Annotated in this window: 13 protein-coding genes and 1 tRNA gene; 8 read left to right on the forward strand and 6 right to left on the reverse strand. The window is 67.1% G+C overall.

Annotation, left to right across the window (positions count from 1 at the left end; translation table 11 throughout):
* Positions 1 to 13: 13 nt before the first annotated feature.
* The gene (locus tag ACYVBS_RS06830) at positions 14 to 823 is read right to left on the reverse strand and encodes a DUF6689 family protein (RefSeq protein ID WP_460822667.1); all 810 of its coding nucleotides are present in this window, start codon (positions 821 to 823) and stop codon (positions 14 to 16) included.
* Between the two features lie 327 nt (positions 824 to 1,150).
* Here ACYVBS_RS06830 and ACYVBS_RS06835 point away from each other — a divergent pair, with 327 nt between their 5' ends.
* From ACYVBS_RS06835 to ACYVBS_RS06845, 3 genes are all read left to right on the forward strand, one after another.
* Positions 1,151 to 3,631: a S8 family serine peptidase gene (locus ACYVBS_RS06835; RefSeq protein ID WP_460822669.1), complete on the forward strand. Its 2,481-nt coding sequence runs from the start codon at positions 1,151 to 1,153 to the stop codon at positions 3,629 to 3,631.
* A gap of 150 nt (positions 3,632 to 3,781) precedes the next feature.
* Positions 3,782 to 4,711, forward strand: coding sequence for a 2-dehydropantoate 2-reductase (gene panE / locus ACYVBS_RS06840; RefSeq protein WP_460823003.1), 930 nt, complete (start codon positions 3,782 to 3,784; stop codon positions 4,709 to 4,711).
* Between the two features lie 31 nt (positions 4,712 to 4,742).
* The gene (locus ACYVBS_RS06845; RefSeq protein WP_460822670.1) at positions 4,743 to 5,702 is read left to right on the forward strand and encodes an SOS response-associated peptidase family protein; all 960 of its coding nucleotides are present in this window, start codon (positions 4,743 to 4,745) and stop codon (positions 5,700 to 5,702) included.
* Positions 5,703 to 5,893: 191 nt separating this feature from the next.
* On the opposite strand, the gene ACYVBS_RS06850 is transcribed toward ACYVBS_RS06845, so the two are convergent.
* Positions 5,894 to 5,969, reverse strand: a tRNA-Phe gene (locus ACYVBS_RS06850).
* A gap of 164 nt (positions 5,970 to 6,133) precedes the next feature.
* Between ACYVBS_RS06850 and ACYVBS_RS06855 the strand changes: the two genes are divergently transcribed.
* Positions 6,134 to 6,568 carry a DUF6491 family protein gene (locus ACYVBS_RS06855; RefSeq protein WP_460822671.1) on the forward strand — a complete coding sequence of 145 codons (435 nt, stop codon included), beginning with the start codon at positions 6,134 to 6,136 and terminating at the stop codon, positions 6,566 to 6,568.
* Here ACYVBS_RS06855 and ACYVBS_RS06860 read toward each other — a convergent pair.
* The 4 genes from ACYVBS_RS06860 to ftsY form a co-directional block, all read right to left on the reverse strand.
* Positions 6,550 to 6,819: an oxidative damage protection protein gene (locus ACYVBS_RS06860; protein WP_460822672.1), complete on the reverse strand. Its 270-nt coding sequence runs from the start codon at positions 6,817 to 6,819 to the stop codon at positions 6,550 to 6,552. The two genes, ACYVBS_RS06855 and ACYVBS_RS06860, sit on opposite strands and share 19 nt — an antisense overlap.
* Before the next feature lie 65 nt (positions 6,820 to 6,884).
* Positions 6,885 to 7,943, reverse strand: a complete 1,059-nt coding sequence (gene mutY, locus ACYVBS_RS06865) for an A/G-specific adenine glycosylase (RefSeq protein WP_460822673.1) — start codon at positions 7,941 to 7,943, stop codon at positions 6,885 to 6,887.
* Entirely contained in the window at positions 7,940 to 9,211 is a 1,272-nt protein-coding gene (locus tag ACYVBS_RS06870; RefSeq protein ID WP_460822675.1) for an AsmA family protein, read from the reverse strand. The genes mutY and ACYVBS_RS06870 overlap by 4 nt, the downstream gene beginning before the upstream one ends.
* A gap of 39 nt (positions 9,212 to 9,250) precedes the next feature.
* The gene (gene ftsY / locus ACYVBS_RS06875; RefSeq protein WP_460822676.1) at positions 9,251 to 10,594 is read right to left on the reverse strand and encodes a signal recognition particle-docking protein FtsY; all 1,344 of its coding nucleotides are present in this window, start codon (positions 10,592 to 10,594) and stop codon (positions 9,251 to 9,253) included.
* A gap of 67 nt (positions 10,595 to 10,661) precedes the next feature.
* On the opposite strand from ftsY, the gene rsmD reads away from it, so the two are divergent.
* The 4 genes from rsmD (at position 10,662) to ACYVBS_RS06895 (ending at position 12,741) form a co-directional block, all read left to right on the forward strand.
* Positions 10,662 to 11,288 carry a 16S rRNA (guanine(966)-N(2))-methyltransferase RsmD gene (gene rsmD / locus ACYVBS_RS06880; protein WP_460822677.1) on the forward strand — a complete coding sequence of 209 codons (627 nt, stop codon included), beginning with the start codon at positions 10,662 to 10,664 and terminating at the stop codon, positions 11,286 to 11,288.
* A gap of 56 nt (positions 11,289 to 11,344) precedes the next feature.
* Positions 11,345 to 11,848: a pantetheine-phosphate adenylyltransferase gene (gene coaD / locus ACYVBS_RS06885; protein WP_460822678.1), complete on the forward strand. Its 504-nt coding sequence runs from the start codon at positions 11,345 to 11,347 to the stop codon at positions 11,846 to 11,848.
* An 80-nt stretch (positions 11,849 to 11,928) separates the two neighbouring features.
* The gene (locus tag ACYVBS_RS06890; RefSeq protein WP_460822679.1) at positions 11,929 to 12,426 is read left to right on the forward strand and encodes a hypothetical protein; all 498 of its coding nucleotides are present in this window, start codon (positions 11,929 to 11,931) and stop codon (positions 12,424 to 12,426) included.
* Positions 12,427 to 12,492: 66 nt separating this feature from the next.
* A complete protein-coding gene (locus ACYVBS_RS06895) occupies positions 12,493 to 12,741 on the forward strand; it encodes a YfhL family 4Fe-4S dicluster ferredoxin (RefSeq protein ID WP_460822680.1) in 249 nt (82 codons plus the stop codon).
* Positions 12,742 to 12,761: the final 20 nt, after the last annotated feature.

Consider the following 12,761-nt stretch of genomic DNA (forward strand, 5'->3'; position numbering starts at 1 on the left):
ATGGGCAGGTGGCTTACTGCCCGTAATCGCGCAGGTAGGCCACGCTGAAGCGCAGGGTCGCCGCGCCCGCCACCAGTTCGCCCGCGTGGTTGGTCACGTCGCGGGTTGCGCGCCACTCGTTGGCCAGGAAGCTGCCGGCCCGCGCCTGGGCGCGCGCGCGGATGTCGTCGATGGCGCCCAGTGCGGCGGCGTAGTCTCCGGCGGCGATTGCGGCTTGGGCAAGGTCGAGCTTGGCGGTGAACGGTTGCCGCTCGCTCAGGGGGAGGGCACTGATGTGATCGCGCAGGTAGGCGATTTTTTCGTTGATGACGACACCGGTCGGGCGCAGGTCGGTCACGATCAGGAACTGGGAAAAGCCGCCGTAGGTTGTGCGGGCCCGGACGCTGCCCTGGGCGATCTCATCGCTTACGTCGCGAAAGTTGCCGCCCAACGGCGCCTTGAGCACGCGGAACGCACTGCCGGGTGCGTAGGCCAGTGCGTGCGTGTGGATCTCCAGACGGCCGGTGTTGCGGAATGTCAGGCCGCCGTTCGCCGGCGGCTCGATGGTGATCAGAAGCGGCAGCGCGGAGGGCAGGGCGGTGAGGCTGACGTCGGGGAGTCGCGCCAGAAACGTCGGATCCGTCAGGCTGACCTGTTGTACCGAAACCCCCAGGCTGGCCGGGCTCAGGCCGCTCGCGTCCTGGAAGACGAGGGTGACGTCGGCCAGCGGGTTCACCGGGTCGCCGATCACGATGCTGGCGTCGTTGCCGGAGGCGTCCACCAGGACGGGGAGAGCGGACTGTGCATTCGCCCAATTACCCGCAGCGCACAAGACGCCGGCCACCAAAAGCTTCGAAGTCCACCTCAGGATTGCCATACCACCACTCCCAACCGATCGCCCCCGGCGCTTGTGGAGGTCCGTTCCGGCGCGTCCGGGGGCTGGGCGGGCGGGCCACGCCTGTCCTAGAGGCGCGGCTTAAGACTAACTACAGCGTGTGAAGGCCGTCTGTAGGGACTTTCACTCATTGGCGCTTTCGTTCAGCGACGGGAGGGACGCTGAGGGAATTCCCCCTCACGCACTGGGGGGCAATCCGGATGGGAGCGCGGCGAGTGGCTTCGCATGCTGGTCTCGTGCCCAGTTCCGGGCGCCAGCCACCGGAGTGCCCAGACCATGTTGTCCCGCCGTAGCTCCCGCCATCCCCTGCGTCTTTCCGCGATCTCCGTTGGCCTGCTCGCCAGCGGCGTCGCCCTTGCCGATGCCCACCTCGACCCTCAGCTGGTCGCCCTCATGCAGAAAGCCGGTGCAGCCGAAGAACTGCAGATCGTGGTCAGCTACGAGCAGTCCGGTCCCGTTACCGCCGTCCAGACCGCCGCGCTGCAGCAGTTGGGCATCACCAAGGGCATCACCATGCGCACGCTGCCGATTGCCGGCGCGTTGGCCACCCCGGCCGAGATCCGTGCGCTTGCCCAGCGCGACGACGTCGCCTCCATCTATTTCAACGCACCGCTGCGCTACTTCAACAAAGAGGCGCGTGAAATGTCCGGTGCCGCCCGCACCGTGCAGAACCCGGCGGATTTCGGCCGTGCGGTGCCCTACAGCGGCAAGGGAATTTCCGTGCTGGTGAACGACTCGGGCGTGGACGGCACGCACGACGACATCAAGTTTGGCGATCACCTGGTGCAGAACACGCAGGGCGTGACCAACCTTGCCTCGGTGGACAGCATGCTGCCCATCACCTACCTCGAAGGCATTCCCAACACGGACTGGGGCTCAGGCCATGGCACGCACTGCGCCGGCACCATCGGCGGCACCGGCGCCAAGTCCAACGGCCAGTATCGGGGCGTGGCCCCGGGCGCCGATCTGGTCGGCTACGGGTCGGGCGCGGTGCTGTTCATCCTCGATGCGGTCGGTGGCCTGGACTATGCCGCCACCAACCAGTTCACCTACGCCAACACCATCCGCGTGACCAGCAACTCGTGGGGCTCCTCGGGCAAGTTCGAGCCGATGAACCCGGTCAATATCGCGACCTACGAGCTGTACAAGCGCGGCATCGTCAGCGTGTTCGCCGCCGGCAACGACGGCCCGGGCGAAGACACCCACAACCCCTACGCGCAGGCCCCGTGGGTGATTTCGGTGGGCGCCGGCGAGAAAGACGGTGTGCTGACTTCGTTCTCATCGCGCGGCAAGCGCGGCGAAACCGGTGCCTTCACCATGCCCGACGGACGCAACTGGACCTACAGCAACGAGCCCACCATCGTTGCCACCGGCGTCGACATCGTCTCCACGCGCGCCACGACCGGTGGTCTGCACCTGCTGGCCGACGACAGCTCATTGGACCCGGCACACCAGCCCTTCTACAGCCACATGAGCGGCACCTCGATGGCCACCCCGCACGTGGCAGGCGTCGTGGCGCTGATGCTGGAGGCCAACCCCTACCTCACGCCGGCCCAGGTCAAGGACATCATCGAGCGTACTGCCACCAACATGACCGGCCGCGTGTACTGGGAGGCGGGCACGGGCCACATCAATGCCTATGAGGCTGTCGCCGAGGCGTCGGGCTTGCGCACCGACCATGGCGCCACCGTCAATGCGCTTCGTGAGTTCAATGCCAATGCCGTGCTGGCCGGGGGCGTGCCGAACCAGCCGTTTTCCGTGTTCTTTGCACCGGTCGGAGAGGTGGAGGAGCACTCCTTCACCGTGGGCAGTGACATCGCGTGGGTGTCTGCGCGCGCCACCATCGGTGAGAACACGCTGGCGCTGGTCCTGACTGATCCTGACGGCGTGAAGTATGGGTCGTCGATCTCGCTGCCAGTGCTGGGTGACACCGTGACCACGGGGGCACCGGGCAAGCCCGGAACCTGGAAGGTGAGCGCGCGTGGCATCGGTTCGGTGTCGGGCACGGACGTCGACCCGCTCAATGCCACCAACGGTTACGCCGCGCCGGGCACGGTCAATGGTGAGCTCAGCTTCCTCAAGAGTGGCGGTTACACCGGCATGGATGACGTGTCCAACCACGCGGCGCGCCAGGCCATTGAATATGCCGTCGCCAACCGCCTCGTCGATGGCTACTCGGACAAGAAGTTCCGCCCCGAGCAGACCCTCAAGCGCAGCGAACTGGCCCAGTACCTGGTGATGGGGGCGAGCGTGCGGCAGCACCTGCCGTTCGACGGCAAGCGCACCATCACGGACGTCGACACGTCCAACCCGGCGTATGCGTACGTCGAGGCCGTCGTGGCCCGTGGCGGGGCACTGCGTGACCTCAGTCAGGCGCAGGATCCGGTCATGGGCACGGTCAACGGGGCATTCCGTCCGACCGACAACGTGACCCGCGTGAGCCTGGCGTATTCGCTGGTGCAGGCGTTGGCACTGCAGTCGCAGGCGCAGGCGTTCAATGGCGACCTCACGGTGTTCCACGACGGTCGACGCATTCCGGTGGAAGACGCGGCGAGTATCCCGGCAAGCCTGCGCGGCTATGTGCAACTGGCACTGGATCACGGACTGATCAATGCGCGCTTCGCGCTTACCCAGGGACCGTTTGACCTGCAGCCGACGCTGCACGCGTACTTCGATCCGGGCAAGACCGTAACCCGGGCGGGCTTCGCGGTCGCCGCCGGTCGGTACATGGCCCACTACCAGAGCGCCGAGGACTGATCAGTCCTGATTGAACGCAAAGAACTTGGGCCCGGCATTGCCGGGCCCTATTTTTTGGGGCTCGTTGTCCATGCATCGACGCTCACGCTGAGGCGTGCCTACTGCGTCCCCGGTACCATGGATGACCCCGATGAAGTGGACGATTGGACGATGCGAATCCTGGTGGTGGGCGCGGGCGGTGTAGGTGGCTATTTCGGCGGACGGATGGCAGCGGCTGGTCGTGATGTCACGTTCCTCGTGCGGGAAGCCCGCGCTGCCAAACTTGCGCAGGAGGGATTGCGCGTGCGCAGCGAATTTGGCGACATCGACCTGGCACAGCCGCAGACCATCACCCGCGACGCGCTGGACGCACCGTTCGACCTGGTGATCGTGGCCTGCAAGGCGTACGACCTTGCCCATGTCATGGATGACATCACGCCTGCGGTCGGCAATGACACGGCCATCCTGCCGCTGCTCAATGGCCTTGGCCACCTGGACGTCCTGGACGCGCGTTTTGGTGCCGGGCGGATTCTGGGTGGCCAGTGCCATATCGCCGCCACGCTGGATGCCGAAGGCGTGATCCGCCACCTCAATCGCACCCACAGCCTTACGTTTGGCGAGCGCGATGGAAGCGCCTCGATACGCATGCAGCAGGTCACGGCGGCATTGTCCGATGCAGGATTCGATGCGCGCCCGAGCCGTCGCATACTTCAGGACATGTGGGACAAGTGGGTGTTCCTCGCCACGCTGGCGGGGATCACCTGCCTGATGCGCGCGTCCGTGGGCCATGTCATGGCGGCGCCGGGTGGACGCGAGATCACCCTGGAATTGCTGGACAATTGCCTGGTCGTTGCCGCGGAGGCCGGCCACGCTCCCGATCCGGCCATGATCGAGCGTACCCGGCAGTCGCTGACCGAGACCGGATCCACGCTGACCGCATCGATGTTGCGTGACATCCAGCGTGGCGGACGCATCGAGGCCGACCATATCGTGGGCGACATGATTGAACGCGCCGGGCGTCAGCGTGGCCGCATCCCGCTGCTGCATATCGCGTACGCGCACCTGAAGGCGTACGAGGCCAGCAGGCCGCACGCCACCTGATACGGATGGCCGCCGGAGGTATGCTCCACCCATGTGCTATTCCGCGCTGGTCGAGGCCGCCTACGAGAAGTATGTCCGCATGTTCGGTGCGGATATCTCGCTCAAGGAATTCGTGAAACTGTATGGGAGTCGCCATGGCGGTGCTCCCATCCGGCTTCCGAAGGCTCTGGACGCTGCTTTCGCGCACCCCAGCAGTCCGGAAGAACGCGAAATTCGCGAGCTCATCCGGGCCTACGACGCTGCGCAGTTGACCAAGCTGGAACAGGAGCTGTTCAAGCAGAAGAAGCGGCTTGCGGACGCGGAGCGCATACTTCGAAGCAAGGTCACCAAGAGCGCATTGGAAAACCAGCGCATCGCCACGTCCAAGATCCAGTGGGCCAAGGGCAGGATTGCGGACACAAAGCGCAGCGAACCCAAGGAGCGGGACAGCCGCATTTTTCCAGGCTGGTATGCCCCGGTGTTGATCTCGGAAGGCGGACGCAGGGTGGTCAAGCCAATGCGCTACCAGTGCCGGCCGGCGGGAAAGCCAGCCTTCTATGACACCAAATATCCCGGGACCTACAACGCCCGCCGGGACAAGTTGGAAGGATTCTGGAAAGGCCAGTTCGGACACACACACGGCATCATGGTGGTCAACGCCTTCTACGAGAACGTGGCGCGCCACGCCGCGGAAGGGCGTGAACTCGCCCCGGGTGAGGCCGAGGAAAACGTGGTGCTCGAATTTCGGCCGCGGCCCGCCCACGACATGCTGGTCGCATGCCTCTGGTCGCATTGGGAGGGGGTGGATGGCGAGGAGCTGTGGTCGTTCGCCGCGATCACCGACGCGCCGCCGCCGGAGGTGGCGGCGGCGGGCCATGACCGCTGCATCATCCCCATCAAGCCCGAGCACATCGATGCGTGGCTCAATCCTGACCCGGACAATCTGGACGCGCTCTACGCGATCCTGGATGACCGAGACCGGCCGTACTACGAGCACCGCATGGCAGCGTGATCGACTGGCTGTCGGTGTCCGGCGGCCATTGATGCGATGTCTCCGTGCGGTGGTCGCGTTGGTCGTGCACGGCGCGCGCGATCCCTGAGCTACCCCCGATGGGCCACGGACTGGTACGGTGGGTCGCAAAACGAAAAACCCCGCAGGGCTCAGGGCCTTGCAGGGCTTACGTTTCAGCGTTACCTGGAAAATGGTGGCCGGGGAGGGAATCGAACCCCCGACACGGGGATTTTCAATCCCCTGCTCTACCAACTGAGCTACCCGGCCAACAACTCGCCGGTAACGCGAGAGGCGGCATGATACGGGTACTGGCGCCGGCTGGCAAGCACCACCGTGGCTGAACATTGAAATGGGCCGTGTGCCATGCCGTCAGCGAAGGCGCATCATGGGCGCAGTTCCAGGATGCCAAGGCACTTTGTGAGGAGGCAGCAATGAAACGCATGCTGTTGATGGTTGTCGCGGCAGCGCTCGCGATGGGAGGCTGCGCCACCAACCGGCTCAGTGATTCCGACCGGCTTGAGATCTACCGGGCGCATGCCGGCGAACCCGTTCAGAGCTTCCGCTATTTCACCGCGCTGGAGGGCTGGACACCACTGGGCGACGAGGCCTTGGCGGTCTGGGCCCGGCCCAACGACGTCTACCTGCTGGAGCTCAGCGGCAGTTGCCCGGGGCTGGATTTCGCCAGCGCAATCAACGTGACCAGCCAGATGGGCACGGTCTACGCGCGGTTCGACAAGGTGGTAGTGCTGGATCGCAATGCGCCGGCCATCCCGTGTCAGATCCGCGAGATCCGCCCCGTGGACATCAAGGCCATTCGTCACGCCGAGAGCGATCGGCGCGCCATGGCTCAGCCTTCGGGCACGTAACCGGCGGGCTTTTCCGCGCCGCCACCGAACAGGAACTTCTGCATCTCGCCTTCAAGGAAGGCGCGGTGCTTGGGGTCCATCGGCGACAGGCGATTCTCGTTGATCAGCATGGTCTGGTGTGCGAGCCACTTTGCCCACGCGGCCTTGCCCACGCCCGCGAAAACGCGCTTGCCCAGCTCGCCTGGCCAGGGGATGAAATCCAGGCCATCGGTTTCGCGCTGTTCGTACTGGCAGAAGACGGTGCGGGGCATGGCGGTTCCGTGGATGGGGAGGGTGCAAGGATGCGGGTGCGTCGGCCCGGCATCCTTGATGGGGATCAGGCGCCGGTCAGCAGCCGTCGAATCGGTGCCGGGATGCCCAGCGACTCCAACTCATCGCGGGCGACCCAGCGCAGGTCGTCATTGTCGCCCACGTGCGTGCGCAGGGCGACCGGGCGCACGCGCAGAGGCTGCAATTCAAGCTTGTAATGGCTTAAGGCGTGGGCAATCGGTGCGAGTTGGTCGCCGCGCAGAAGCTCACCCGCCACGTGGTCCTCAAACCAGGCTTTCGCACCGGCTTCGTCTTCAGCCTGCGGCAGGGTCCAGAGTGAGGCCCAGATGCCGCGGGTCGGACGACGCTGCAGCAGGATGCGGCCGCTGGTGTCTTCCAGCCACAGCACCCGTGCCTGGCGCTGCGGCAACGGCTTGCCGGGTTTTGGCGTGGGCAGTTCGGCGGTGCGGCCCTCGCGGCGGGCGACGCAATCGTCCTGCAGTGGGCACAGCACGCACGCCGGGTCGCTTCGCGTGCACAACGTCGCGCCGAGATCCATTTGCGCTTGCGTGTAATCCGCCATCCGCGCATCCGGCAGGTGCGGGCTGTCGATGTGCGCCGCCGCGAGGGCCCACAGTCGTTTTTCCACCGCAGGCTGGCCAGGCCAACCGTCGATGCCGTGGTAGCGGCTCAGCACGCGCTTGACGTTGCCATCGAGGATGGCATGGCGGTCGTTCCACGCCTGCGAAAGAATCGCCGCGGCGGTGCTGCGGCCGATGCCGGGCAGGCGCGTGAGTGCATCGATATCGCGCGGCAGTTCACCGTCATGCACTTCAACACAACGCTGCGCGGCCGCGTGCAGGTTGCGCGCTCGGGCGTAGTAGCCCATGCCCGACCAGAGGGCGAGCACGTCATCCAAGGGCGCGGCGGCAAGCGCCGGCAGGGTCGGCAGCGCCGCGACGAAACGCTCGAAGTAGGGGGCTGCCGTCTTGACCTGGGTCTGCTGCAGCATGATTTCCGACAGCCATACGCGGTACGGCGTGCGCGGGTGCTGCCAGGGCAGGTCGTGGCGGCCGGATACGTCGAACCACGCCAGGAGTCGGGGGGCGAACGTCTCCACGCTCATGGGGCGGCACCGTCACTTTCTTCGAATTGCAGTTCCACCCCTTCCAGTTGGGCGCCGGCGATATCCACGCGAGGCGTTACCAGCGTGCCCGACAAGGGGGGCAGGGGGTTGCCGCTCGAGGCAGCGCGCGTCCACTCCAGTACCGCGGGAACGCGGAAGCGACCATCGAAGCGCGTCGTATCGCGGCGCAGTGCCAGCGTCGTGGGGGCGGAAAGATCCGCGGCGCCTTCGTAGCCGAGGCGGAACGGCAGCGGGGACGTGGATTGGCCAATCGGCGGCGGCAGGGTGGGCCAGCCTGCCGGCCATCTCGCGATCGAGCCATCGAGTTCGACCGACAGCGCCTTGCCGATCACTACCCGGCCGCGTGAATGCAGGTCAGGGACGATAGTGGGCGGCGCGGTGCCGCCGTGGCGAACGGCGCGATCGCGCAGGACGACACTGGCAGGCGACAACGTCCAGGTGGCGTCGACGAACCGCAGCGGTCCATGCAGGCCCAGCGAAAAGGGAATGCGCTGTTCGCCGCCCACATACTGGGTTGCGATGCCGATGCGTGCCGGTGTCAGCCGTATTGCGTCCGACCCAAGGTCCAGTGGGCCGGATATGGTTATCGACGCCGGCATCGACCAGTCGCCGTGATCCAGCGTGAGTTCGCCGCGCGCGGACAGGTCTGCCTGCCTGGCCGGGCGGGACAAGGCAATGTCCAGGTCGAAAGGGACCGACAGTGGGGCGTCGCGGTAGCGGCCACGCAGGCGCGCGCGCGCCGGCCGGTCCGGGTGGAGGGACGGCAGGCGCAGTTCAATGCCATCGATGGACCAGTCGGTGCCGATGACGGTTCCGTTGTTGACGTGCAGACCATCGGTCAATGTCGGGATGCGCTCTTTGCTCGGCGGTCGCGACGACAGCCAGTGCTGCATTGCGGGCAGATCCAGGCGTGGGCTGTCCAGTTCGATGCGGCGTATCGAGAGCGACTGGCCGCGGCTGCGGACGGTGGACCACGGTAACGAGACATGGATGCGGTCGGCACGCAGTAGCGCAGTGGCAGCACCGGGCTCCCGCACCACCACCTCGCGCAGCACCAGTACCGGGGTCCCGCGCAGGCGGTATTCGCTGGTGCCGCGGGCGCTGATTTCCAGGCCTAGCGAGCGGCCGAGCGCCCCGGTGACGAGCCGGGCGAACTGCGGGGGGCGACTGGTCCAGAACAGCAGGGCGGCAATGCCGGCCACGACCAGCGCCAACACGGCCAACAGGACGCGCCTGCGCTGCCCCATCATCCCGCGGCGGACCGGTTCGTTGGGACCATGCGTCGCTCAGGCGCCCAGCGCTTCGGGCAGCAGCGCGTCGACGAAGGCCTCGGCGTCGAACACCCGCAGGTCTTCCGGCCGTTCGCCAATGCCAGCGAAACGGATGGGAATGCCGAACTCGCGCGCCAGCGCGAACACCACGCCGCCCTTGGCCGTGCCGTCGAGCTTGGTCACCACCAACCCGGTCACGCCGACCGCCGCATGGAACTGGCGAAGCTGCGACAGCGCGTTCTGGCCAGTGGTGCCGTCGATCACCATCAGCACCTCATGCGGCGCAGCGGGGTCGAGCTTGGCCAGGACACGTTTGATCTTGCCCAGTTCGGCCATCAGCCCCTGCTGGGTGTGGAGGCGACCTGCGGTGTCGGCGATGAGGACCTCGGTGCCACGCGCCTTGGCGGCTTGCAGCGCATCGAAGGCCACGGAGGCGGCATCGGCATTCTGACCTTGCGCAACGACGGGCACCCCATTTCGGTCGCCCCAGGCCTGCAGCTGGGCCACGGCGGCGGCACGGAAGGTGTCGCCGGCGGCCAGCATCAGCGTGCGGCCTTCATCCTTGAAGCGCTTGGCCAGCTTGCCGATCGTGGTGGTCTTGCCGACGCCGTTGACACCCACCGTCAGCAGCACGAAGGGCTTCGCCTGACGGTCGATCTGCAAGGGCACCGTGACCGGCCGGAGCATGGCCAGCAGGTCGGCGCGCAGTGCGGCCAGCAGGGCCTGGGCATCGGCGAAGTCACGGGCCTTCATGCGCTTGCGCAGGCTCTCGACCAGTTGCGTGGTGGCCGCGACGCCCACGTCGGCGGTGAGCAGTGCGGTCTCGATCTCGTCGAGCAGGTCATCGTCGAGCTTGGGGTTGCGCGAGAACAGGCCGCCAAAGGCGCGTGCAAAGGCGCTGCCGCGCAGGCGGTCGCGCCAGCCCTTCTTGCCCTCGGCGGCTGCATCCGCGGCCGAAGAATGAGTGGTCGGGGCGAGGGGGGCGCTGGCGGCCTCCGGCGCCGAAGTATCGGCCGGGTGCTCAGGGACCCGCTCGTGTGCGGCCACCGCACCCATGTGGCCGGGGGCAGATTCGGTCTCCAGCGCGGCCGCGATGACTTCGGCCGGCAGCGGTTCCGACAGTGAATGCGTCCCTGAAGCCCCCGGGTGTGCGGGAGCGGCATCAGGCTGTGCTGGCGCGGCTGTCGCCGGGTCGTCCGCCGGGGCTTCGCCGGTGGGCAAGGGGGCATCGGCGGGGCGATCGTCACCTTCGGGGGGCGAAGCCTGCGGGAAGGCGGCGGCCAGCTCATCGATGCTGGGGCGCTTGGTGACGTCGGTGGCGGCCGCGTCGGGCTTCTTGCGGCGGAAAAAACTGAGCATCGCGTGGGGACATTCCGTGAATGCGCGAGAATGTGCACATGCTAGCACCGGCCCCTGCGAGTCCCTGATGAAAGCCCCCCATCCCCCACGCTCTGCCGGCCCCCGTTCGCCCGCCTCGGGGACGCCCGGGCGCGTACGGCTGATCGGCGGCAAATGGCGGGGCACGCGGCTGGACGTCCCGCAGGCGCCCGGCCTTCGGCCGACCGCCGACCGGGTGCGCGAGACCCTGTTCAACTGGCTGATGCCCGTACTGCCCGGCGCGCGGGTGCTGGACCTGTTCGCCGGCAGCGGCGCCTTGGGGCTGGAGGCGCTGTCGCGGGGCGCGGCGTCCGCCGTCCTGGTGGAGCGCGACCGCAGCCTTGCGACAGCCCTCTCTGGCACGCTGTCCCGCCTGGAGGGCGGCAAAGCCGCGCAGGTGGTCAATGCCGACGCGTTGGCCTGGCTGGCCACCGCGGAGGCGGGCCGCTTCGACCTGGCCTTCCTCGACCCTCCCTTCTCAGCCGGGCTGTGGGAAGCCGTCCTGCCCCGGCTGGTCGCCTGCCTGTCCCCGCAGGCCTGGCTGTATGTCGAGTCGCCGACGGGCGTCGCCCCCGAACTTCCCCCGGAATGGGACCTCCACCGCGAAGGCCACACCCGGGACGTCCGCTACGCCCTGTACCGCCGGCGCCCGGCAGCCGCTGATACACTGGCCTGACCACGGCCGGTCCGTCCGGTTCTTTCCGTTGCGCCACCCCAGCCCATGACCTACGCATGACCGCGGCCCGACAACGCATCGCCGTCTATCCCGGCACGTTCGATCCGATCACCAACGGCCACGTCGACCTCGTCGACCGTGCGGCGCCGCTGTTCGAGAGGCTGATCATCGGCGTGGCTGAAAGCCCCGCCAAAGGCCCGGCGCTTCCGCTGGACCTGCGCGTGGAGCTGGCCCAACAGGCTGTTGCCCACCATCCGAACGTCGAGGTGCGCGGGTTCAACTGCCTGCTGGCGCATTTCGTGGCCGAAGTGGGCGGCGGGGTGCTGCTCCGCGGCCTGCGCGCGGTGTCCGACTTCGAATACGAGTTCCAGCTGGCCAGCATGAACCGCCACCTCATTCCCGAGGTCGAGACGCTGTTCCTGACGCCGGCCGAGCAGTACGGCTTCATTTCCTCGTCGCTGGTGCGGGAAATCTCGCGCTTGGGCGGGGATGTCTCCGGCTTCGTGCCACCGGCCGTGGCCGCCGCGCTGCAGGCGCAGTGGCGCCGGGCGGCAGGCTGACCACTGCCGCGCGCACCGACTTCCGATCCAAGTCTCCAAGCGTTTCCAACCGCACCACACACCACAACAGGGGCTCCCCGATGAAGACCACCACCCGCCTGATGCTCACCGCCTGCCTCGCGCTGCCGCTGCTGGCCGCGTGCAAGAAGGAAGACGCCGCCAAGCAGGAAGCCGTCGTCGAGGCGCCGCTGGTCGCGCCGACCACCAATGACGAAAACGCCTGGGGCACCTACCTGCAGGATGTGGTCAAGCGCAACCTCGATGGCGTGACCGGCCAGCCGTACCTGTACTTCCTGCCGGCCGAGGACACCCCGGACTTCCAGGGCTACTACGACCGCCTGCTGGAACAGGCCTCCACCGACCTGCAGCGCGGCATCCTGGAAGGCAACCTGGTCGCCTACGGTTCGCCGTCGTCGGCCAAGATGGCTGATCTCGTGGTCGCCTCGTTCGCCAAGGTCCAGCCGGGCGCGATGAAGGGCGTCAAGGTGCTGTTCCTGGGCAAGTCGGCGGACAACGAGCGCGTCAAGGCGGCCGTCGCGCCGGCCGGCGTCGACTACAAGTTCATCGAAACCAAGTAACCGGCCCTCCCTGCCGTGCCTGTCACGGCGCGGCAGGGACCGCCGGCGTGCTGGCGCCCCACCGCCATGTCGCTGAAGATCAACGAACTCTGCGTCAACTGCGACGTCTGCGAACCCGCCTGCCCCAATCAGGCCATTTCGCAGGGCGAGACCATTTACGTGATCGATCCCGCGCGCTGCACGGAATGCGTCGGTCACTTCGACGAACCACAGTGCGTGGTCGTCTGTCCGGTCGAATGCATCGACCCTGATCCCGAATACCCTGAAACCCAAGAGCAGTTGCTCGCCAAGCTGGCGAGGCTGCGGCAGGAGTGATTTCGCATGCCCATTGATCT

The organism is Lysobacter olei, assembly GCF_054777355.1.

What these genes read in the sequence shown, in the direction of transcription:
- ACYVBS_RS06835 (WP_460822669.1), top strand. Translation starts at nt 1,151, where the DNA reads ATGTTGTCCCGCCGTAGCTCCCGCCATCCCCTGCGTCTTTCCGCGATC.
- panE (WP_460823003.1), top strand. Translation starts at nt 3,782, where the DNA reads ATGCGAATCCTGGTGGTGGGCGCGGGCGGTGTAGGTGGCTATTTCGGC.
- ACYVBS_RS06845 (WP_460822670.1), top strand. Translation starts at nt 4,743, where the DNA reads ATGTGCTATTCCGCGCTGGTCGAGGCCGCCTACGAGAAGTATGTCCGC.
- ACYVBS_RS06855 (WP_460822671.1), top strand. Translation starts at nt 6,134, where the DNA reads ATGAAACGCATGCTGTTGATGGTTGTCGCGGCAGCGCTCGCGATGGGA.
- ACYVBS_RS06860 (WP_460822672.1), bottom strand. Translation starts at nt 6,819, where the DNA reads ATGCCCCGCACCGTCTTCTGCCAGTACGAACAGCGCGAAACCGATGGC.
- mutY (WP_460822673.1), bottom strand. Translation starts at nt 7,943, where the DNA reads ATGAGCGTGGAGACGTTCGCCCCCCGACTCCTGGCGTGGTTCGACGTA.
- ACYVBS_RS06870 (WP_460822675.1), bottom strand. Translation starts at nt 9,211, where the DNA reads ATGGGGCAGCGCAGGCGCGTCCTGTTGGCCGTGTTGGCGCTGGTCGTG.
- ftsY (WP_460822676.1), bottom strand. Translation starts at nt 10,594, where the DNA reads ATGCTCAGTTTTTTCCGCCGCAAGAAGCCCGACGCGGCCGCCACCGAC.
- rsmD (WP_460822677.1), top strand. Translation starts at nt 10,662, where the DNA reads ATGAAAGCCCCCCATCCCCCACGCTCTGCCGGCCCCCGTTCGCCCGCC.
- coaD (WP_460822678.1), top strand. Translation starts at nt 11,345, where the DNA reads ATGACCGCGGCCCGACAACGCATCGCCGTCTATCCCGGCACGTTCGAT.
- ACYVBS_RS06890 (WP_460822679.1), top strand. Translation starts at nt 11,929, where the DNA reads ATGAAGACCACCACCCGCCTGATGCTCACCGCCTGCCTCGCGCTGCCG.
- ACYVBS_RS06895 (WP_460822680.1), top strand. Translation starts at nt 12,493, where the DNA reads ATGTCGCTGAAGATCAACGAACTCTGCGTCAACTGCGACGTCTGCGAA.